Source organism: Nonomuraea sp. MG754425, from assembly GCF_021699195.1.
GTDB lineage: Bacteria > Actinomycetota > Actinomycetes > Streptosporangiales > Streptosporangiaceae > Nonomuraea.
On the sequence record NZ_SSXE01000173.1, the window covers coordinates 1 to 21,135 of the forward strand.

Sequence of the window (21,135 nt, forward strand, 5' to 3'; positions counted from 1 at the left end):
CCCGGCGTCCCCGAACCGCCCCGCTGGCTGCTCCGTGACCGGCCCGCCCTGCGGCCGGGGAGCACGGGGCTGGAGCAGGTGCCTCGGGCTCCCGTCCGACGAGGTGCTGCACGCCGTCCGGATCGCGGCGCTCAGCACCGGCCGGGCCACCGGGGACGAGGTCGCGGCCGCCTACCAGCCGTGGTCCAGCGGGTCGGGCGACTGGGGCGCCGCCCTGGCCGGGGACCTGTCGGACTTCGCCGCCCAGTTGGGGGTGCCCGCCCCGGCCACCCGACCTGACCTGCTGCCGCTCCTGGTGGCCGCGGGCCTGGTCATCGCCGAGACCGACGACGTCCTGACCCGCTACCGCCTGGCCCCGCAGCCGCCGCGAGCCGAGGACGTGCTGCGCCTGCCCGCCGGGGAGGCCGCCTTCACCGCCCTGCCACGCCCGCAGGAACAGCCCGAACCCGGTCGCGTCCGGCGGATGCCGGGTGATGTGAGAAGCCAGGTGCACGAATACTGACGGCGGGCCGGCCGGGCATCGGGGGTCGCGCGCGCAGCGCCCCGTGCCCGGCCGGTTGATTCGGTCGGTTCAGCGCCGCGGTCGCGGTCGCCGAATTTCCAGCGCAGCCGTCAGGGCTGGATATTGATGAAGGGGTCCCAGGTGTAGTAACCCTGCTTCTCTCCCTTGTGGTTGAGAATCATGAAACTGAAGTTGTACGTGACCGATCCCGTGTCCAGGATCTCGCATTCCCAGTAGTAGCTGCTGATTTTCTGGGTGGTGGGATTCAACGGGTCATGGCTGTTCGGCTGCGGCTCGCTGAGAACCACCGACCGCGGCACGGGTGTGCTGATCAGATCCTGTCCTGACAGGGTGTTGAACCGGTAGAGGATGCCGGTGTACTCGGCGTTCAGCGACAGGGTCGTCTCCCGCCATCTGATGACGTCCATCGGGGAGGCGTTGATGGTCAACTCGCTGCCCGGAGCGCTGCCGAGCTGGTTCTGCCGGGTGGTCATGTAGATCAACTCGCTGCTGTCGGCGATCGACGCCGGCGCGTCCGGGTCGGTGTTCCCGCCGAACCTGCCGAGAATGGTCTCCGCGTCGATGGCGATGAGGACGTTGATGAATTCCGACATGCAGAAATTCTCCCTGTGATGTCTGACCAGAAACAGACAGCCGGTCCAGAAACCTTCAGCCATGACGTGGCCGGCAATGCTCGGCCGCCTGGTGAAACGCGCGGCGAGGAGACCTCCATTCACGGACGGGAACACGGCGGAACGCGCACCGGAGGCGGGACGGCGCATGGAGCTGAAGGCCGTTGGACGAACGCCTCCACCATGAACTTTGACATTAAGTGCTGTCAAGACTGCATAATGTAGCCTTATAAGTTCGTCTTACGCGTAACACTTCTCGCCCGTGCGAATCGCCGTCAGCCGTCCTTCGTGACGGCGCGGAAGAAGTCCCGGACGTCGGCGGCGAACAGTTCCGGCACCTCTATCGCGGCGAAGTGGCCACCGCGCTCGAACTCCGTCCAGTGCCTGATGTCGTACAGCCGCTCGGCCAGCGGTCGCACCGACTGCGTGATGTCGTGCGGGAGCACCGCCACGCCGACCGGCACCTGGCACGGCTCGTTCGCGCGCGGGGCGTCGTGGTGCAGCCGCGCCGAGGAGGCCGCGGTGGCGGTCAGCCAGTAGAGCGCGACGTCGGTGAGCATCCGGTCGTCGCCGATCCGCGAGCGGGGGTCGGCCCACTGCGCGAAGCGCTCGGCGATCCAGACGAGCTGGCCGACCGGCGAGTCCGTCAGCGCGTAGCCGATGGTCTGGGGGGTGAGGGCCTGCAGGGCCTGGAACGGCGGCCGGTTCGCCATCAGTTGCCGGACCTTGTCCAGCCGGGCCTCGTCGGTCGCGGACAGCTCGATGCCGGCGTCGGGGGCCGGCCGGGTCGGGAGGTAGTTGACGTGCACCCCGACGACCCGCTCGGGCGCCACCGCGCCGAGTGCCAGGGAGATGCCCGCGCCGAAGTCGCCGCCCTGCGCGCCGTAGCGCTCGTAGCCGAGACGGCTCATCAGCTCGGCCCAGGCCCGCGCGATCCGGACGACGTCCCAGCCGCGCTCGTGGGTCGGCCCGGAGAAGCCGTATCCGGGGATGGACGGGATGACCAGGTGGAAGTCGCGGGACAGCGGCTCGATGACGTCGAGGAACTCCAGGAACGAGCCGGGCCAGCCGTGGGTGAGGATCAGCGCGAGCGCGTCCGGCCGGGCGGAGCGGACGTGCACGAAGTGGATGCGCTGCCCCTCGATCTCGGTGGTGAAGTGCGGGAGCTCGTTCAGCTCGGCCTCGTGCGCGCGCCAGTCGTACGCCGTCCGCCAGTGTTCGGCGAGTTCCTTCAGCCGGGCCAGCGGGAAGCCGTAGTCCCACCCGGCGCCCTCGACCTCGTTGGGCCAGCGGGTGCGGGCGAGGCGGTCGGCCAGGTCGTCGAGGTCGGCCTGGGGGATGTCGATGCGGAAGGGCTCGATCATGGTCTCAGCTCCAGGGGGAATTCATTCGGAAAGCAAACGTTCGGATGACTAACGTTTGCTCCACGAACGTTAGCACAATCATTAGTGCTCCGAACGACTCGCTAGACTTCGCCCATGGAGAACCCCCGTGAGAAGACGCCCGCCCGCTGGGAGGGCATGCCGAGCTGGCTGCTCGGCCAGACCGCCGGCCATGCGCACCGCCTGGTGGGCGAGGGGTTCTCGGCCGTCGGCGCGCGCGGCTACCACTACCGGCTGCTGGCGACGCTGGAGGACTCCGGCCCCGCCAGCCAGGCCACGCTGGGCCGCTGCAGCGGCATCCACCTCAGCGACATGGTCGCGACGGTCAACGACCTCGCCGACGGCGGGCTGGTCGAACGCGCCCCGGACCCCGCCGACCGGCGGCGCAACATCGTCTCGCTGACCCCGGCGGGCAGGCGGCAGCTACGGCGGCTGGACCGGCGGCTGGCCGAATGCCAGGACGAACTGCTGGCCCCGCTCTCACCCGAGGAGCGACAGCAGTTCACCGACCTGCTGTCCAAGCTGCTGGTTCACCACAACCGGGGCACCGACGCCCCCGAAGAGCGGTGGAGCTGACCTCGGCGCCTCTTCGAGGGGCCCGCGGCGTCAGCGGGGGGCGGTTTGACCAGCCCCAGCACCTCGGCCCCGCGGGCGGTCAGGCTCTCCAGGGACGGCCCCACCCGCAACCGCGGCAGCCGGCGGGCCCGCCGTCATCGTCCCGCCCGCGCCGCCGGCCGGTGAACGCCGGCGCGGGGAAGGCCGTCTGCCGGGCCGCGGGTCGCGGAGCACCGCGGCCGTGATCACGGCGGACCGCCGCGCCCGTGCGGGCGGCCGGCAAGGCCGCCGAACGCTGTTGACAGCGTGACGATCATCTTATTACGGTCAAGACCGTTATCGAATTTTCCCAGGAGCTGTCCTCGGAGAATCGTCATTCCAGCAATGACCGTAACCGTGAGATCCGCCGGGAGCCGCATGTCTCGTCGTGGGGCGGCGGTCGCCCGGGTCCACCAGATGAAGCCGTCCGGCCCAGCTCGCGGGCCGCGCCCCCGTACACCCTCGAAGACCGCGATCTGGTCCGGATCGCCACAGGGAGGAACTCACCATGCGGTTCACCACGATCCTGTTATCGGCCGTGCTCGCGGCCACCGCCGTCGCGGTGCCCGCACCCGTGAGCGCCGCCCCCACCCCAGCTCCCGCGCGCACCGCCGCGGCGCAGGACGAGCCGCAGCCCCCGGTCGGCTCGGTCACCGACTTCGGCGTGCAGGCGACCGCCCTCACGGTGCTCGAAGGCTTCTTCGGCGCCGACGCCTCCGGACGTCCCGTCGTCTACAGCGTCCAGATGGGCACGCCCGGGGTCGTGAGCGTGGTCGATCCCGTCACCCGCGAGCACCTGCGCACCGCGGAACTGGCCGGCTCGTCGGGGGCGTGGGGCATCACGCAGGCCGACGACGGCGCCGTCTACGCCGGCAGCTATCCCAACGGGCACGTCTACCGCTACGACCCCGCCAGTGGAGCGGTCACCGACCTCGGAGCGCCGGTGGCGGGACAGACCGTCCTGTACGGGTTCCAGCCCGGCAAGGACGGCAAGATCTACGGCGGCACCTACCCCGGCGCGCACGCCTTCTCCTACTCCCCCGCCGAGGGCTTCCGCGACCTCGGCGCCATGTACGAGGGCGAGCAGTACGTCATCGACGTCGCCGTGGACCCCGAGCGCGAGGTGCTGTGGGCGGCCGTCGGCACCGGCGGCCACCTGATCAGGATGGACCTCCGCACCGGCGACAAGCGCGACATCTGGCCGGAGGCGCTGCGCGGCGACCCCAGCCACCCGTACGACATCAACCTGGTGGGCGGCAAGCTGTTCGTGAAGCGCAGCAAGCTCCAGGGCCTGGTGCTCGACCCCGACACCGGGGCGGTGCTCGCGGACGACTTCGTGATCGGCTCGCGCGGGACCACCCGCGTCGCCGACGGCTCGTACGTCTACTTCACCTCGGGCACGGAGCTGTGGCGCTACGACCTGACGACCGACACGCCCGAGCCGGTCCCCGGGCCCGTCACCGCGGGCGGCCCCGGCGTGGGGTGGGGTTTCGTCGACGGCCGGCTCTACGCGCTGATCGGCAACTACGCGGCGGACGCGCTCTCCTACGACCCGGCCACCGGGGCCGCGCAACGGTTCAAGCTCCCGCTCCCCGCCCAGCCGATCGACATCAACAACGTCAGCGCGGGCCAGGACGGGAAGATCTACACCAACCTCTACATCAACGGGAACGTCACCACCCTGGACCCGGCCGACGGCAAGGTGACCGACCTGGGCCGCGTCGCCCAGACCGACGGGTGGTTCTGGCACGACGGGAAGATGTACCTGGGCACCTACCCGTACGGCGCGGTGCTCGTCTACGACCCGGCCCAGCCCTTCAAGACCGGCACCAACCCGCGCGAGCTCTTCCGCCTCATCGACGACGGCCAGAACCGGCCCCAGACCTTCGCCACCACCGCCGAGCGGCTCTACATCGGCAGCACTCCCGACTACGGCCTGTGGGGCGGCGCGCTGACCGTCTACGACTACGCCACCGGCGAGCACACCGTCGTGCCCGCCCCCGTCGCCGACCAGGGCGTCATCTCGCTGCTCGTCCGCGGCGGCACCCTGTGGGGCGGCACGACGATCAACGGCGGGGGCGGCACCACCCCCAAGGCGAAGGAGGCCAAGCTCTTCACCTACGACCTGGCCACCGGCACGAAGACGGCCGAGTACACACCCGTGCCCGGCGCCGACTCGATCACCTCGATCGTCGAGGGCCCGGACGGCATGTTGTGGGGCCTGGCCGACGGCGTGCTGTTCGTCCTCGACCCCGGCACCGCCGAGGTGACGCGGCAGGTCGAGCTGCCCGCCGCCTACAGCGGAGTCCAGGACGAACTGCACGTCAACCCGGACGAGCACGTCTACGCCTCGCTCGACGGCCACCTGTTCCGCGTGGACCCCCTGTCCAAGGACGTCACGGCCCTGCGGGACTCCGGCACCTACCGCACCGCCCAGGACGAGGCGGGCAACCTGTGGTTCCGCAGCGGCGTCAAGACGGTCAACAACGCCGTCCAAGGGGGTGCCCGGCTGCTGCGGTACACGCCGCCGGCCGACGCCTGCCCGGGTTCCGACCTGAGCCCCCGCGTGGTCGTCAAGGGGATCGACAGCGGCGTGCGCAACCGCTACCGCTCCGACGGCTGCACGGTCGAGGACCTGATCGGCGACGAGGAGCGCTCCGGCAAGGAGCTGGTCCGGCACGTGGCCGAGGTCGTCGCCCGGCTGGCCGCCGCCAGGGTCGTCACGGCCGCGGAGGCGGCGAAGATCCTGCACGCCGCCCGCACGGCGGCGCGGTAGCACGGGAGCTCCCGGTGGGCATCGGCGGCCCACCGGGAGCGTCCGGCGGACGCCGTGGAGACGCGCGCGCGATGTTTGTCCGTGGCACGCGCTAGATTCACCCCGTCCGTACCCGATCTTCATTCACCCCCCTGGATGCCCCCATGCACCCCCTCGTCATGGCCCTGGCCGTCGTCGCCGCCGCGCCCGCCACCGCCCATGCCCACAGTGCCGAACCCGACCCCGTGGCGGGCGTGCGTGCGCTGCTCGCCCGCGGCGCCGGCGCGACGACCGAGTTCTACGGCAACGCCGCCACCGACCTGACGCGGCGGGTGGTGCTGAGCAACGGCAGGAGCACCGTCGTCGGGAGCGGCATGGGCCTGCGCGGCACCGGCAAGGTCAAGCTGGGGCGGGCCGGCGTGATCGCCTCGGAGCACACCCGGCTGCTGGAGATCAGCAACAGACCCCTCATGGCGGACGCGGCGAAGACGGACCCCTACTTCGCCGCCGTGCTCCCCACGGCGGGCACGCTGCGCACGATCAGCGCCGGCGGGTGGCAGTACCAGCTCGCGCCGAAGGCGAAGTCGTGGGTGCGCACCGGCCGGGCCGGCGGCGCCGCCGCCGCGTACGGCGACCAGTTCCTCAACGTCTTCGAAGCGGCCACGCTGCGCAAGCTGCTGTCCACCAGAACCCGCAAGACCGTCATGCCCTGGCTCAAGGACCACACCACCGGACGCAGGCAGCAGATCCACTCCCTGACCGGGACCATCACCCTCAAGGAGCTGCACCGCCTCTCCCCCAGCTTCCGCGAGGCCGCGGGAACCGCTGCCCTCGGGACGTCGGAGGTGAGCTGGACGTACATGTACGACGACCGCGGATGGCCGTACCGGATCGCCTGGAGCTTCCAGTCGCCGCGCGGCGTCCGGGGGCTCGGCGACGGCCGGATCCCGCACGCGCGGCTGGCCACGCAGTACCGGAACTGGGACAAGCCGATGACGATCAAGGCACCCGCGGCGAAGCCCGGCCGGGGGCAGGCGGCGGACGACCTCGCCGACGTCCTGAGCGCCCCCGAGCGCACCGGCTGAGCTTCCGCGGTCAGTCGGAGTCGGTGGTGAGCAGGCCGCGCCGGAAGGCGACCGCGACCGCCGCCGCCCGGTCGTTGACGCCGAGCTTGGCGTAGATGTGCAGGACGTGGCTCTTGACCGTGGCCTCGCTGATGAACAGGCGGGCCGCGGCCTCCCGGTTGGTGGCCCCGTCGGCGATCAGGCGCAGCACCTCCAGCTCGCGGGCGCTCAGCGGGTCGGCGGGGGCGCGCACCTGGCCGAGCAGCCGGGTGGCCACCGACGGCGACAGCACGGCCTCGCCCCTGGCCGCCGCCCGCACGGCGCGGACCAGCTCGTCGCGGCCGGTGTCCTTGAGCACGTAGCCGGTCGCCCCGGCCTCGATGGCGGGCAGGACGTCCTTGTCGGTGTCGTACGTGGTCAGCACGAGCACGCGGGCCCGCACGCCGAGCCGGGCCAGCTCCTTGATGGCCGCGACGCCGTCCATCCTCGGCATGCGCAGGTCCATGAGGACGACGTCGGGGTCCAGCGCGCGGGCCAGGTCCACGGCCTGCGCGCCGTCACCGGCCTCGCCCAGCATGTCGAAGCCCGGGTCGCCGGTGAACATGCCGCGGATGCCGTCGCGGACCACGGGATGGTCGTCGGCGATCAGCAGCCGGATGGGCGTCTCAGACACGCGGGGCCTCCCGGGGCACGGCGGGGACGCTCGCGGAGATCGCGGTGCCCGCGCCGGGTTCGGACTCGATCTCCAGGGTGCCCGCCAGCCGGGCCACCCGCCTGCGCATGGACGTCAGCCCGAAGCCGCCGCCCTCGCCCGCCCGTACGAGGTCGAAGCCCGCGCCGTCGTCGCGGACGTCGAGGGCGACGACATCCTCCATGTACGACAGCGTCAGCCCGACGCGGCCGGCCCCGGCGTGCTTGGCCACGTTGGCCAGCGCCTCCTGGGCCGTGCGCAGCAGGGTCTCCTCCACCTCGGGATGCATGGGACGGACCGTACCAGTCGTGTGCACCTCTGCCCGTACGGCGTTCAGCTCGGACCACTCGGCGGCGACCTCGGCGACCGCCTCGGGCAGCGGCGTGGACTCCAGCCGTCCGGGCCCGACGGCGTCGATGGACCTGCGCGCCTCGGCCAGCCCCTCCTTGGCCAGGCGCACGGCGTTGCCGATGTGGCGCTCGCGGGCCGGCGCGTCGTCCTTGGCGTGCGTGGCGGCCTGGAGCTGGGTGATGATGCCGGTCAGCCCCTGGGCCAGGGTGTCGTGGATCTCGCCCGCCAGGCGCTGCCGCTCGTCCATGACGCCGGCCTCCCGCGCCTGGACCAGGAGCTGGGCCTGGAGCCCGGCGTTCTCCCGCATCGCCTCCTCCAGCCGGGCCACCATGCGCTTGCGCTCGGAGCTGCGCTCGGTGGTGACCTCGCCGACGAAGCTGAACAGGCCGACCCCGGCCACGATCACGCCGGTGAAGAAGACGTAGGTGAGGATGCCGACCGGGGTGGGCTCGGGCAGGCCGCCGGTGTAGGCCGCGACGGTGACGGCGGCCGTGGCGGTCACCCCCGCGAACCGCCACACCCCCCGCAGGTAGTGCCAGGAGTGGAGGTAGCCGGTGAAGCCGAAGAAGCTGGCGAACCAGACCCCCCGGCTGCTCAGCGCCGCGATCAGCAGGACGAGGCCGGTGACGTACAGGGCCCTGGCCGCGCCGCGCGACATGAGCGCGATCCACGCGGCCGTGAGCGCCACCAGGCCGAGCGTGACCGACTGGTGCTGCCCGGCCGGCTGGGTGTCGGTGAGCAGGGTGAACACGGTGGAGACGGCCAGCAGGGCGTAGGGGGCGGCGCCCACGTACCGCTGCAGTCGCCGTTCCCAGCGGTCCAGCCGCCGCTCGTCCGTCACCACGCTCACTCCCAACGAAAGAACCGGGCCGCGGCGGCGCTCAGGACGACCGTGTACGCGGCCATCACGACCAGCAGGGACAGGCTCGGCGAGCCACCCGACCAGACCTCGTGCAACGACTGCCTGAACGCCCCCAGAGGAGTGTATTCACCCACGGCCACCAGGAAGCCGGGCATCTGGTCCGCCGGCTGCATCAGCCCGGCCAGGTAGGCCATCGGGAAGTAGAGCAGCACGCCGATCCCGTTCGCGGTGCGCCCGTTCGCGGCGAGCGCCGCGATGAGCAGCCCGATCGAGAACATCGCCCCCGTGCCGAGCAGGAACGTCACCGCGACCGCCCACCCCGCGCCGGGCAGCCGCGCGCCCAGCGCGGTCCCCGCCACCGCGATCAGCAGCCCGCAGGCGAGGGCGGCCAGGACCAGTTGCATCAGGAGCTGCACCACCAGCAGGTTCGCCGGCGGCAGCGGGGTGGTGGAGAGCCGGCGCAGGATGCCCCGCTCGCGGTAGGTGGCCAGGGTGGTCGGCAGCATGTAGAGCCCGACCAGGCCGACGGCGATGGCCAGGGACATCGGCAGCAGAACGGTGTCACCCGGTTCGATGGAACTCCCGAAGACCACCAGGATGAACAGCGGGATGAGCACCGTGAACATCGAGCCCGGCTCCCTGACCAGGAGCTTCAGTTCGACGGTGGTGAGTTTGGCGAGTGCGTTCATGTCGGAGGTCTCCTCTTACTCGAAGCTGCGGCCGGTGAGGGCGACGAAGGCGTCGTCGAGCGTGCGCGTGTCGATGCGCAACTCGGTGACCAGGACGTGGTGCCGGGCGAGCTGGGCCGTGACGGCGGTGGCGAAGTCCCCCTTGCCGGTGACGACCACCCGCTGGCCGTCCCTGACCACGCCCGACACCCCGGGCAGGCCGCCGAGCAGCGCCTTCGGGTCGGCCTCCGTCATCAGGGTGAACCTCATCCGGTGCTCGGCGTCCACGCCCTGGATGAGCCCGGCGGGGGTGTCGAGGGCGACGATGCCGCCCCGGTCGAACACGGCCACCCGGTCGCAGAGCTCCTCGACCTCGTCCATGAAGTGGCTGACCAGCACCACGGTCACGCCTTCGGCACGGACCTGCTTGATCAGCTCCCAGGTGGCGCGGCGGGCCTGGGGGTCGAGCCCGGTCGTCAGCTCGTCGAGGAAGGCCACGCGCGGGTTGCCGATCAGCGCCAGCGCGATGAACAGCCGCTGCTTCTGGCCGCCCGACAGCTTCCCGAAGCGGGCGTCGCGCTTGTCGGTCAGGCCCCACTGCCGCACCAGCTCGCGCCAGTCGCGGGGGGCGTCGTAGAAGGAGGCGTAGAGGTCGAGCGCCTCCCAGACCTTGATGGTGTCCGGGAGCTGGGTGTGCTGGAGCTGCACGCCGATCTGCTGGCGCAACGCCTTGCCGTCCTTGCCGGGCTCCAGCCCGAGGACCCTGATGGAGCCGCCGTCGGGACGCCTGAGCCCCTCGACGCACTCGACGGCGGTGGTCTTCCCCGCGCCGTTGGGGCCCAGGATTCCGAAGATCTCGCCCTCCTCGACGGAGAACGACACCCCGTCCAGGACCGTCTGGCCGGAGTAGCTCTTGGTGAGGTCGCTGACCTCGATGACTGCCATGACTCAAGGATCTTCCGGCGGCGTTCCCGGCGAATCGACCTGGCGGCCATCATCCGGGGTGAACCCGGCGGATCCCGGAATCCACCGTTCGGTTGATTGACCGGCGCGGGGCGAGCCGTCCGCCGGGCTTCGGAACGCGCGGCGGCCCGTCCGGTGGGCGATGATGACCGTCATGGCACTTTCGACGGCGTTCACGAGGATGTTCGGTGTGCGGCACCCGATCGCGCTCGCGCCGATGGGCGGCTCGGCCGGTGGCGCGCTGACGGCGGCGGTCTCGCGTGGCGGCGGGTTCGGGCTGCTGGGCGGCGGCAACGGTGATCCGGACTGGCTGGCCCGCGAGGCGCCCCTCGTCGCCGAGGGCACCGGCGAACCGTGGGGGATCGGCTTCCAGACGTGGGCGATCGACGCCGGCGCGGTCGAGCGGGCCCTCGAGTACGGCCCCCGGGCGGTGATGTTGTCCTTCGGGGACCCCGGCCCGTTCGCCGAACGCGTCCGCCGGGCGGGTGCGGCACTGATCGTCCAGGTGACCGACCTGGACGAAGCCAGGCAGGCCGTCGACGCGGGGGCCGACGTCATCGTCGCGCAGGGGACCGAGGGCGGCGGGCACGGCGCGCGGCGCGGCCGTTCGACGCTGCCGTTCGTACCGGTCGTGGTGGATCTGGCCGATCCGGTGCCGGTGCTGGCGGCCGGCGGGATCGCCGACGGGCGCGGCGTGGCCGCCGCGCTGGCGCTGGGGGCCGCCGGGGCCCTCCTGGGCACCCGTTTCCAGGCCACGACCGAGGCCCTGGTCGCCCCCGGGACCGCCGCCGCGATCGTCGCGGGACGCGGTGCGGACACCGAGCGCAACCGCGTGCTCGACCTCGCCCGCGGCTCCCGGTGGCCGTCGAAGTACACCGCCCGCACGCTCGGCCATCCCTTCCTCGACCGGTGGCGGGGCCGGGAGGACGAACTCGCCGCCGACCCCGAGGCCCGCCGGGCCTACCAGGACGCCGTGGCGCAGGGCCGGATCCCCCCGCTCCCGCTGTGGGCGGGCGAGGCCGTCGATCTCGTCGACGACGTGCCCTGCGCGGCGGAGCTCGTCGGCGCTCTCGCCGCGCAGGCCGAGGACGCGCTGGCCCGAGCGGGCGGGCGCTGACGGGAGCCGCGGACCTGTGCCCGCCGGAGCTGCGGCGGCCGGCCGATCACGAAGGGCGACTGATCTCTTGGAAGCGCGAAACACCCGGCCGGACATGTCGCACGGCGCGCGGGTCCACCGGCACGACCGGGTCGCGAGCGCGCTGGCGGCCCGCGACGACCGGCAACTCGCCGAGTCGCTGGGGCGGGCGCGGGTGCTGGGCTCGGGGATAGGCGGCGACTCGGCGCTGCTCGACGTCGAGGGCGTGCCGGTCTTCGTCAAGCGGGTGCCGCTGACCGACCTGGAGCTCCGTACGGGCAACGTGCGGTCCACGGCGAACCTGTTCGGGCTGCCCCCGTACAGCCAGTACGGGATCGGCGGCCCGAGCTTCGGCGGGTGGCGGGAACTCGCGGCCGGCGTCATGACGACCGACTGGGTGCTGGCCGGGCGCACCGCGGCCTTCCCGCTGCTGCATCACTGGCGGGTGCTGCCGGGCGCCCCGCCGCCCGGCGACGAGCACGCCGACGTCGAGGCGGTCGTGCGGTACTGGCACGGGTCACCGGCCGTGCGGCAGCGGCTGCGCGCCGTCGAGCGGGCCACGACCAGCCTGGTGCTGTTCCAGGAGTTCATCCCGCACAACCTGGACGGCTGGCTGGCCACCCGGCTCGCCGCCGGCCAGGACGCCACGCTGGCCGCCGCCGCGATGATCGAGTCGTGCCTGCTGAGCGACGTGGCCTTCATGAACGACCAGGGGCTGATGCACTTCGACGCCCACTTCGGCAACCTGCTCACCGACGGCGACCGCCTGTACATCGCCGACCTCGGGCTGGCGACCTCGCCCCGCTTCGACCTGTCCGCGCGGGAGGCCGAGTTCCTGGAGCACAACCGGACCCACGACCTCGCCTACGCGATGATGCGGCTGGTCAACTGGCTCGTCATCCATGTCTGCGGGGTGGCGACGCCGCCGGACGGCGTGCCGGCGGCCCGCAACGCCTACGTCCGCGCGTGCGCGGAAGGCGCGGACCCCGCCGGCGCCCCACCGGCGGCGGCCACGGTGATCAGCCGGTACGCGCCCGTCGTGACGGCCATGAACGACTTCTACTGGGACCTGTTCGGCACCGCCCGGACCACGACGTACCCGCGTGACCGGGTCGAACGCGCTCTGGGCGCGCTGCGCTGAGCGTCACGGCGGCTCGGGGGCGAAGTGCCGGTAGCTCAGCGTGGCGTCGGCCCACGCGACGCGGGAGTCGATCAGGCGGGTGAGCGTGAACTGGGCCGGCACCATGCCCCGGCCGCGCCAGAACGCGTCGCTGACCAGGTTCGCCGACGACCACTCGGCCCCGTACGAGCCGAACCCGCGCTGCCCCGCCCAGCCCTCGACGGCCGACAGCAGCGCGGTGCCCACGCCGCCGGACCGTGCCGACGCGGTCACCACCGCCATGCCGATCGTGGCCGCGCCGGTGCGGAGGTTGTCGGGGCCGACCTGCATCAGGCCGACCGGGTGGCCGTGCTCCTCGGCTACGAGCAGCGCCCGGCGGTCGTCGTCCAGGGCGGCGCGGAAGCCGTCCCGGATCGCCCGCAGATCGACCAGCGCGGGACGCAGCATCGGCGCTCCGGCGTGGAAGCCCTGCAGCTCCACGGTCAGGTCGAGCAGCCGCGGCAGGTCCTCGGGGCGGGCCGCGCGCACCCGGACCCCGGCCGTGGCGGGCGCGCCCGCGCGGGTGACCGACTGAAAGCCCCTGACCTGGTCGAGGCCGAAGCCGAGTTCGAAGAAGCAGGTGATGGCGTCCTGGTCGTGCGCCGGCAGCACGAGGGCGTGCTCGAAGGCGCCGAGGCCGGTGAGCCGGCCGGACAGGGCCGCGTACAGGCTCCGGTAGGCGCCGCGCCGCCCGGGCGGCGCGCACGCGTGCTGGGACAGGCGCACGCGCGCCGACTGCCCGCCGGGGTGCGCCGGGCCCGTGGCGGCCATGAACGCGGTCACCCGGCCGTCGCGCAGCGCCGCGACCGCCGGTCCCGACCCCTGCCAGGCCGTCACCAGGCGGCGGGCCACGTCCGCGTCCGCGAGCGTCCACCCGCCCGTGGCGTGCGCGCCGGCCAGCAGCGCCGCGGCCTGCTCCACGAAGCCGTCCTCGAACGGGACGATCTCCAGGCTCATCCCCGCCTCCCGTTAACGAGATCGTCATCAGAAATACGCATTGGCGTCCACCTTTCTCCCCGGCACTGACAGAGCCTTCGAAACGCCAGGTCAGGCCCCCGGCGGCGGTGCCGTCCCGACAGCGGGGGCACCCTTGCCGTCACCGCCCTGGTTGATCTCCCGTCATCTCAAACCACTACGATTCCTCCTCGTTTGATCCTTTCTCAGGAGTCCCAGATGACGTTGACACGTTCACGCCGCATGCCCGTGCTCGCTGCGGCCGTGGCGCTCACCCTTGCGGGCCCGCTCATGGCCGGCGCCTCGGCCGAGACCGGCTCCGCCGCCCCGCAGCCCGCGTTCACTTTGACGATCTTGCACAACAACGACGGGGAGTCGCATCTGCTCGGCGCCCCCGATCAGCCGAACTACGGCGGCGTGGCCCGTTTCACCGCTCTGGTGAAGCAGCTCGAGCGGAGCGCGACCAGCGGCAAGCCGAACCCCTGGGTGGCCGACAAGCGCGGCGCGCTCGTCGTGTCCTCCGGGGACAACTACCTGCCCGGGCCCGAGTTCGCCGCGAGCCTGAAGAAGGGGGCGCCCTACTACGACGCGCTGGCGCTGAAGGAGGTCGGCTACGACGCCCTGGCGCTCGGCAACCACGACTTCGACCTCGGCCCCGACGTGCTGGCGAACTTCGTCAAGAGCTTCGGCAAGGGCGCCGCGCCCTTCGTCTCGGCCAACCTCGACCTCAAGGCGGAGAAGAACCTCCAGGCGCTGGCCAAGAAGGGCTCGATCGTCTCCAGCACCACGGTCAAGGAGCGCGGCGAGCAGATCGGCGTCGTGGGCGCGACCACGCCGTTGCTGCCGGCGATCTCCAGCCCGCGCGGCGTGAAGGTGCTGCAGAACGTCGCCGCCCTGGTGCAGGCCGAGGTGGACGCGCTCACCAAGCGCGGCATCGACAAGATCGTGCTCATCAGCCACCTGCAGGGCCTGCCCTCCGACCGCGCGCTCGTGCCCCTGCTCAAGGACGTGGACGTGATCATCGCCGGCGGCGGCCACGAGCTGCTCGCCGCCGACGACACGCCGCTCGTGCCGGGCGACGAGATCAGCACCGACGCGCAGAGCGGCGAGAAGCTGCGCTACCCGCTGTACATGAAGGACAAGGACGGCGCCGAGGTGCCGGTCGCCACGACGGCGGGTGGCTACAAGTACGTCGGCCGCATGATCGTCAACTTCGACGACAAGGGCAAGGTCACCGGCATCGACTCCACGAGCGGGCCGGTGCGCGTCTCGGGTGTGGGCTCCGACGCCGTCAAGCCCGACAGCCGGGTGCAGAAGACGGTGGGCACGCCGGTCCAGAAGTACCTGAGCGCCCTCGAGAAGAACGTGATCGCCAAGTCCGAGGTGCCGCTCGAAGGCCGGCGCGAGCCGGGCGTGCGGACCAAGGAGACCAACCTCGGCGACATCCTGGCCGACGCGCTGCTGGCCGCGGGCAAGAAGCGGGCCGCCGGGTACGGCGTCGCCGCGCCCGACGTGGCCCTGCAGAACGGCGGCGGCATCCGCAACGACAGCCTGATCCCCGCGGGTAACGTCACCGAGCTGGACACCTTCACGGTCGCGCCGTTCAGCAACTTCGTCGCGGTCGTGCCCAAGGTGTCGCGCAAGCAGTTCAAGGAGATCATGGAGAACTCGGTCTCGGGCATTCCCGCCGCAGACGGCCGCTTCTCCCAGGTGGCCGGGTTCAAGTTCGTCTACGACCCCAAGGGCACGGCGCAGAAGGTCACCGACGACGGCACCGTGACCGGTCCTGGCTCGCGGATCAAGTCGATCACGCTCGACGACGGCACCGAGATCGTCAAGAGCGGCAAGGTCGTCCCGGGCGACGCCATCACCCTGGTCACCAACGACTTCACCGCCCGCGGCGGCGACCAGTACCCCTTCGGCGGCCTGGAGCTCACCTCGGTGGGCATCACCTACCAGCAGGCGCTGGCCGGGTTCATCACCGATGACCTGAAGGGCAAGATCACCAAGGCGGCCTACCCCGTGTCCGGCACGGGGCGCATCACCGCCCAGTAGGACCTGCACAGTAAGACCTGCTCGAATGAGCCTGGGCCGGTACGGCGATCGCCGTGCCGGCCCTTCGTCGCTCTCCGGCGGCGTCCGCCACCGGGGAAGGTCAGTTGATCAACATCCATTCGCAGGCGTCGAGTAAGAACACCAGCGCCCACACCATGAGCGCGACGATTCTCTGCTGTTCCCCGGCTCGCATGCCTGCCCCTCGCTTCGACGCCATCACACTTGCCGCTTTGCGCAACTATTAAACTACAGGGTTCGGTGCGCGTACGTGCGAAGTCGCCGGATGCCGGCCGGGCCCGCAAGCCCGACGCGGCCGGGGATACCGCTATCTGTTCCAGTTCGTCCGGCGGTTGATGGCCAGCAGGACTCCGCCGTAGAAGACGACTACCAGGAGTAGCCAAAGATAGCTGCCGGCGGGCAGCGCGACCAGTCCGAACGCGTCCGCCACCGGAGAGAGCGGGAGCAGCAGGCCGACCACGGCGAGCGCGCCCGTGGCCAGCCCGAGCGGGCGCGACACCCGGACCGTGGGACGCAGCAGCAGCATGACCACGGCCTGGGTGAGCAGGTTCTCGATGAACCACCCGGTGTGGAAGGCCGGTTGCCCCTCCGCCCGCGCGCCCCAGGTCAGCACGGCGAACGTGGCCAGGTCGACGACCGCGTTCAGCACGCCGAACCCCGCGATGAACCGCAGGATGCCCGACGGCCGCAGCCGCAGCGGACGGCGCAGCGTGGCCGGGACCGCCCGGTCGAAGGCGAAGGAGAGCTGGGCGGCGTCGAAGCAGACGTTCTGCACCAGCACCTGGATCGGCAGCATCGGCAGGAACGGGAACACCAGCCCGGCGGCCAGCATCGCGATCACGTTGCCGACGTTCGACGACAGCGCGATGCGCAGGTAGGTGATGATGTTGCCGGTGCTGCGCCGCCCGGCCAGCACCGCGTGCTCGACCGCGGTGAGGTCCTTGGCGGCCAGCACGACGTCGGCGGCCTCCCGGGTGACGTCCACCGCCGAGCGGGGGCAGATGCCGACGTCGGCGACGCGCATCGCGGGCCGGTCGTTGCTTCCGTCGCCGAGCAGCCCGACCGTGTGCCCGGCCGCGCGCAGCGCCGTGACGACGCGGGCCTTGTCCTCGGGGGTGCAGCGGGCGATCACCGTGGCGCGTTCCAGGTTCTCGGGCGTGAGGTCGCAGGCGTCGATCACCGACTCCACCCGGAGGCCCAGGTCGCGGCAGACGCGGGCGGCGGTCGCCGGGTGGTCGCCGGTCAGCACCTTCGGGGTGATCCCCCGCCCGGCCAGCGCCGCCAGCGCGGCGGCGGCCTCGGGCGACGGCTCGTCCACCAAGGTGACGAACCCGATCAGCCGCAGGTCGCGTTCCTCGCCCAGGCGGTGACGGGCGGAGCTGCCGGCCGTGGCCACCGCGAGCACCCGCGCCCCGGCCTCGGCCAGGGCGCGGGCGACCTCGCCCGCGCGGACACGGTGCTGCTCGCTCAGTGCGCACCGCTCCAGCACGGCCTCCACCGCCCCCTTGACCACCACGATGTGCGCCGCGTCCGAGCGGACCAGCGCGCAGGAGATCTTCCGCGTGGGATCGAACGGCGTGGCCCGCACGCCCTCGACCTCGCCCGGATCGAGGGCACCGCCGAGGATCGCCTCGTCGAGGGGGTCGGGGGTCGGCGGGTCGGTCAGGTGCAGCGTCCAGAAGCTGTTGATCGCCGCCCAGCGCAGCGGCTCGGGATCGGCCCGGCCGTCGGGTCCGACGGACCCGCTGAGCACGGGACGGTCCTGCGTGAGCGTCCCGGTCTTGTCCACGCACAGGACGTCGATGGCCCCCAGGTCGTGCAGCGCGGGCAGCCGTTTGACGATCACGCCCTCGCGCGCCAGCCGGGCCGCTCCCCTGGCCAGCGTGGTGGTCACCACGACCGGCAACATCTCGGGCGTCAGCCCGACGGCCACCGCCACCGCGAACGGCAGCGCCTCCAGCCCCTTCCCGTGCAGCAGCGCGTTGGCCACCAGCGCGATCGGCGGGATGACGAGCATGACCCGGACCAGGGTCCAGGAGATGCCGTTCACCGAACGGTCGAAGGCCGACGGCTTGCGGGCCGGGGCCTGGTGCGCGCCCGCGAACAGGGTGTCGGCCCCGGTCGCGGTCACCACGGCCACGGCGGTGCCCGAGGCCACGCTGCTGCCCTGCCACAGCAGGTGGTCCTCGCCGTCGGGCAGGTCGTGGGCCTGTTTCGGCACGGGCGCGGACTCGCCGGTGAGCGGCGCCTGGTGCACGGTCAGCCCGCTGGCCCGCAGCAGCCGGACGTCGGCGGGCACCAGGTCGCCGGGACCGAGCTTGATGACGTCGCCGGGGACCAGCTCGTCCACCGGGATCTCCCGCTCGCGCGGCTCGGCGCTCTCTTCAGGGCGTCGCCTGACGGTGACCGTGCTGGTCACCAGCTCCCGCAGGGCCGCCATGGAGCGGGCGGCCCGATGCTCACCGTTCGAGCGCAGCAGGCAGCTCACCGCGACCAGGAGCACGATCACGCCCACCGTGCCCCACGAGGTGATCAGGGCGGAGACCGCGCCGAGGGCGAGCAGCACCATCGTGAACGGGTCGCGCAGGCTGCGCGCGAGACGGCGCGGCCAGGACAGCGGCCGTCGCAGCGGGACGACGTTGTCGCCGTGCGCCAGCAGGCGGCTCTCGGCCTGCGCCTCGGTCAGCCCGCGCGGCCCGGTCTCGAGCAGGCGCAGGGCGCGGAAGCGGGTGTCGGCCGCTTCAGGCGCCCAGGCCACGTCGGCGTTCCGCGGGCAGCCCGCCCCGCTCGGCCAGCCGTCCGACCAGGACGTGCACCGTCGCCACGATGTCCTCGTCGTCGATCAGGTAGACGACCCTGCGGCCCTCGCGCCTCGACCGGACGAGGCCGGCGAGCTTGAGCTTGGCCAGGTGCTGGCTGACGGCCGGCAGCGCGCCGCCCACCCGCTCGGCCAGCCCGGTGACGTCGCACTCGCCCTGCGCCAGCACCCACACGATGTGCAACCTCGGGGGCGAGGACAGCAGGGCGAACACGGCAGCGGCCTCGGCCAGCACCTCGGCCGACGGATCAACGAACTCGACGGTCGCCACCATCACCCTTTCCTCGCGACGAGCACCAAGTCTAGGCGTGCCCCGCCGTCTCCTCGGTGCGGACTACCGCGCGTCCAGGCGGGCGTCGGCGCGGATCCTGGCCGCCTGCTCCTCCAGCCGCCGCGCCTGCTCCTCCAGAGACACGGCGGGAGCGGGCGGGTCGTCGTCGTGCAGCTTGGCGGTCTCGGCCTTGAAGATGCGCAGGGAACGCCCGATGGATCGGGCGGTGTCAGGCAGCTTCTTCGCGCCGAACAACATGGCGAAGACGATGGCGATGATGAGGATCTCTCCCCATCCGAGGTTCTGCATGACAGGTCCTTCCCCCGGCAGGCGTCGGTGTGCTGCCCCTCAGCCTGGCCGATAGTTGCTCAGATGCGCAACTTTGGAACTGTGTCATGCTCCCGCCGGCCGACGCGCTCCCCCTGATCAGACCGGACGGACCGACGGGGCGACCCCCTCGAAGTCGGCGGCGCGAGCCGTCCCGGCCCACCGCTCGACCTCCGCCAGGCCCCGCCGGTACACGCCCGAGATCCGCTCGACCGCCTCGCTCCCGAGCGGCAGCCGCAGCGGCACCTCGTCACCGTGCACGAGGGACACGATGATCTCGGCGGCCCGCTCCGGGTCGCCCTCCTGCCGTCCGTCCGCCCCGGCCATGTCCGCGCGGACGGCGGCCAGGACGTCCCGGTAGGTCTCGGACACCTCGGCGAACTCCAGCACGTCGGGCGTGTGGAAGCCGGTCCGGAAGCGGCTCGGCTCGACCAGCATCACCCGGATCCCGAACGGCGCGACCTCCCCGGCCAGGGACTCCGACCAGCCTTCGAGGGCGAACTTCGACGCGGAGTACGTCGACACCCCGGGGAACGACATCCGTCCGCCCTGGCTGCTCATCTGCACGATCGTCCCGGCGCGCCGCTCGCGCATCGCCGGCAGCGCCGCGCGCACGAGCGCGGCGGGGCCGAACAGGTGCAGGTCCATCAGCTCCCGCAACTGCGCGTCGCCGACCTCCTCCACCGCTCCGACCACGGCCCGGCCCGCGTTGTTGACCAGCACGTCGAGCCGGCCGAACCGCTCTAGGGCGGCGGCCACGAGGACGGGGGCGGCGGCGATGTCGCGGACGTCGTGCTTCGCGGCCACGAAGGCGCCGGGGTGGGCGTCCGCCAGGTCCCGCACGCTCTCGGGCTCACGCACCGCGGCCACCACGTGGTCCCCCGCCGCCAGCGCCGCCCGTGCCAGTTCGCGTCCGAAACCACGGGACGCGCCGGTGATGATCCAGGTCTGTGTCGTCATGGCGGGCACGCTATGGCTGCGAGCGCGCTCGAACGCAAACCGGCGTGCCCCGCAAGCCCCCGCGCACAGCTTGACACCAGCGTTTTCAGCTCTGACATACCGAACGCAAACCCGCGGAACCTACCGTCGAGTAACGCTTCGGCACGCAGGACGAAGTGTTCCCGCGTGTCGCGTCCCCGCACTTTCGTGGAAGGAAACGACGTGCTGAAGAAACACTTAGCCGGCGCGGCCATGCTCGTGGCCGCCGTCGTCAGTGGCCCGGTCGTGGCATCGGCTCCCGCCGCAGCGGTCCCGGCCGCGCCCGGTGGCAGCCCGGTGTCCTCGCCGGCCGCCACCCAGGGTCCCGAAGAGCCCGAACCCCTCGCCGGCGACGTGACCGCCATGTACGAGACCGCGCCCTGCGACCCGAACGGCACGACCGGCGCGGACGCCGCGACCGCCACCCAGTTGAACGGCGTCCTGACCGGCAAGCTCGACGGCTACATGACCGCCTACCGCGTCTCGTGCGCCCGCATGGTCGTCAAGGCCGTCCGCGACCGGGGCCTGGCCTCTCGCGCCGCGGTCATCGCGATCACCACGACGATCGTGGAGTCGACCATCCAGAACGTCGCGGAGACGGTCGACCACGACAGCCTCGGCCTGTTCCAGCAGCGCGCGTCGTGGGGCTCGGTCACCCAGCGGCTCAACCCCGCCTGGGCCACCAACGCCTTCCTCGACAAGATGATCCGGCTCTATCCGGGCGACGCCTGGAAGTCGGCGCCGATCGGCGAGGTGTGCCAGGCCGTGCAGGTCTCCGCCTATCCCGATCGTTACCAGCCCGAGGCCGCGGACGCGCAGAAGATCGTCAACGCTCTCTGGCAGCCGCCGGGCCAGACCGGCGCGGACTTCAACGGTGACGGCATCGGCGACATCTTCTCCGCCACCACCGGCACCCTCACCATCTGGAACGGCAAAGGCAACAACAACTTCGCCGG

Annotated in this window: 19 protein-coding genes; 8 read left to right on the plus strand and 11 right to left on the minus strand. The window is 72.1% G+C overall.

Annotated features, from left to right (window positions below; all coding sequences use genetic code 11):
• The coding region (locus FAF44_RS41035; protein WP_237108791.1) for a DUF6042 family protein at positions 1-502 on the plus strand (502 nt) is incomplete at its 5' end.
• A gap of 110 nt (positions 503-612) precedes the next feature.
• On the opposite strand, the gene FAF44_RS41040 is transcribed toward FAF44_RS41035, so the two are convergent.
• Positions 613-1,116, minus strand: a complete 504-nt coding sequence (locus FAF44_RS41040) for an inclusion body family protein (protein WP_237108792.1) — start codon at positions 1,114-1,116, stop codon at positions 613-615.
• 293 nt (positions 1,117-1,409) lie between these two features.
• Complete coding sequence (locus tag FAF44_RS41045; RefSeq protein WP_237108793.1) at positions 1,410-2,498, minus strand: epoxide hydrolase family protein; 1,089 nt, start codon at positions 2,496-2,498, stop codon at positions 1,410-1,412.
• Between the two features lie 114 nt (positions 2,499-2,612).
• Between FAF44_RS41045 and FAF44_RS41050 the strand changes: the two genes are divergently transcribed.
• The 3 genes from FAF44_RS41050 (at position 2,613) to FAF44_RS41060 (ending at position 6,950) form a co-directional block, all read left to right on the plus strand.
• Positions 2,613-3,092, plus strand: a complete 480-nt coding sequence (locus FAF44_RS41050) for a MarR family winged helix-turn-helix transcriptional regulator (RefSeq protein ID WP_237108794.1) — start codon at positions 2,613-2,615, stop codon at positions 3,090-3,092.
• Positions 3,093-3,618: 526 nt separating this feature from the next.
• Positions 3,619-5,886, plus strand: a complete 2,268-nt coding sequence (locus tag FAF44_RS41055) for a hypothetical protein (RefSeq protein WP_237108795.1) — start codon at positions 3,619-3,621, stop codon at positions 5,884-5,886.
• 143 nt (positions 5,887-6,029) lie between these two features.
• Complete coding sequence (locus FAF44_RS41060; protein ID WP_237108796.1) at positions 6,030-6,950, plus strand: hypothetical protein; 921 nt, start codon at positions 6,030-6,032, stop codon at positions 6,948-6,950.
• A 10-nt stretch (positions 6,951-6,960) separates the two neighbouring features.
• On the opposite strand, the gene FAF44_RS41065 is transcribed toward FAF44_RS41060, so the two are convergent.
• Genes FAF44_RS41065 through FAF44_RS41080 form a run of 4 tightly spaced genes read right to left on the minus strand, consistent with a single transcriptional unit; the run spans position 6,961 to position 10,446 of the window.
• The gene (locus tag FAF44_RS41065; RefSeq protein ID WP_308193469.1) at positions 6,961-7,602 is read right to left on the minus strand and encodes a response regulator transcription factor; all 642 of its coding nucleotides are present in this window, start codon (positions 7,600-7,602) and stop codon (positions 6,961-6,963) included.
• Entirely contained in the window at positions 7,595-8,815 is a 1,221-nt protein-coding gene (locus tag FAF44_RS41070) for a sensor histidine kinase (RefSeq protein ID WP_237108797.1), read from the minus strand. The genes FAF44_RS41065 and FAF44_RS41070 overlap by 8 nt, the downstream gene beginning before the upstream one ends.
• A gap of 2 nt (positions 8,816-8,817) precedes the next feature.
• Positions 8,818-9,522 carry an ABC transporter permease gene (locus tag FAF44_RS41075; RefSeq protein WP_237108798.1) on the minus strand — a complete coding sequence of 235 codons (705 nt, stop codon included), beginning with the start codon at positions 9,520-9,522 and terminating at the stop codon, positions 8,818-8,820.
• 15 nt (positions 9,523-9,537) lie between these two features.
• The gene (locus FAF44_RS41080) at positions 9,538-10,446 is read right to left on the minus strand and encodes an ABC transporter ATP-binding protein (protein ID WP_237108799.1); all 909 of its coding nucleotides are present in this window, start codon (positions 10,444-10,446) and stop codon (positions 9,538-9,540) included.
• 172 nt (positions 10,447-10,618) lie between these two features.
• Here FAF44_RS41080 and FAF44_RS41085 point away from each other — a divergent pair, with 172 nt between their 5' ends.
• Positions 10,619-11,581 carry a nitronate monooxygenase family protein gene (locus FAF44_RS41085; protein ID WP_237108800.1) on the plus strand — a complete coding sequence of 321 codons (963 nt, stop codon included), beginning with the start codon at positions 10,619-10,621 and terminating at the stop codon, positions 11,579-11,581.
• A gap of 94 nt (positions 11,582-11,675) precedes the next feature.
• The gene (locus FAF44_RS41090) at positions 11,676-12,740 is read left to right on the plus strand and encodes a serine/threonine protein phosphatase (protein WP_237108801.1); all 1,065 of its coding nucleotides are present in this window, start codon (positions 11,676-11,678) and stop codon (positions 12,738-12,740) included.
• A gap of 3 nt (positions 12,741-12,743) precedes the next feature.
• On the opposite strand, the gene FAF44_RS41095 is transcribed toward FAF44_RS41090, so the two are convergent.
• Positions 12,744-13,715, minus strand: a complete 972-nt coding sequence (locus FAF44_RS41095; RefSeq protein WP_237108802.1) for a GNAT family N-acetyltransferase — start codon at positions 13,713-13,715, stop codon at positions 12,744-12,746.
• Between the two features lie 216 nt (positions 13,716-13,931).
• On the opposite strand from FAF44_RS41095, the gene FAF44_RS41100 reads away from it, so the two are divergent.
• Positions 13,932-15,767: a bifunctional UDP-sugar hydrolase/5'-nucleotidase gene (locus tag FAF44_RS41100; RefSeq protein ID WP_237108803.1), complete on the plus strand. Its 1,836-nt coding sequence runs from the start codon at positions 13,932-13,934 to the stop codon at positions 15,765-15,767.
• Between the two features lie 325 nt (positions 15,768-16,092).
• Here FAF44_RS41100 and mgtA read toward each other — a convergent pair whose 3' ends face one another.
• The 4 genes from mgtA to FAF44_RS41120 form a co-directional block, all read right to left on the minus strand.
• Positions 16,093-18,543 carry a magnesium-translocating P-type ATPase gene (gene mgtA / locus FAF44_RS41105; protein ID WP_237108804.1) on the minus strand — a complete coding sequence of 817 codons (2,451 nt, stop codon included), beginning with the start codon at positions 18,541-18,543 and terminating at the stop codon, positions 16,093-16,095.
• Positions 18,527-18,877, minus strand: coding sequence for a metalloregulator ArsR/SmtB family transcription factor (locus FAF44_RS41110; protein ID WP_237108805.1), 351 nt, complete (start codon positions 18,875-18,877; stop codon positions 18,527-18,529). Before FAF44_RS41110 ends, mgtA begins: the two co-directional genes overlap by 17 nt.
• A gap of 60 nt (positions 18,878-18,937) precedes the next feature.
• Positions 18,938-19,183: a Sec-independent protein translocase subunit TatA gene (tatA, locus tag FAF44_RS41115; RefSeq protein WP_237108806.1), complete on the minus strand. Its 246-nt coding sequence runs from the start codon at positions 19,181-19,183 to the stop codon at positions 18,938-18,940.
• A gap of 117 nt (positions 19,184-19,300) precedes the next feature.
• Positions 19,301-20,161, minus strand: a complete 861-nt coding sequence (locus FAF44_RS41120; protein ID WP_237108807.1) for an SDR family NAD(P)-dependent oxidoreductase — start codon at positions 20,159-20,161, stop codon at positions 19,301-19,303.
• 201 nt (positions 20,162-20,362) lie between these two features.
• Here FAF44_RS41120 and FAF44_RS41125 point away from each other — a divergent pair.
• The coding region (locus FAF44_RS41125) for a VCBS repeat-containing protein (protein WP_237108808.1) at positions 20,363-21,135 on the plus strand (773 nt) is incomplete at its 3' end.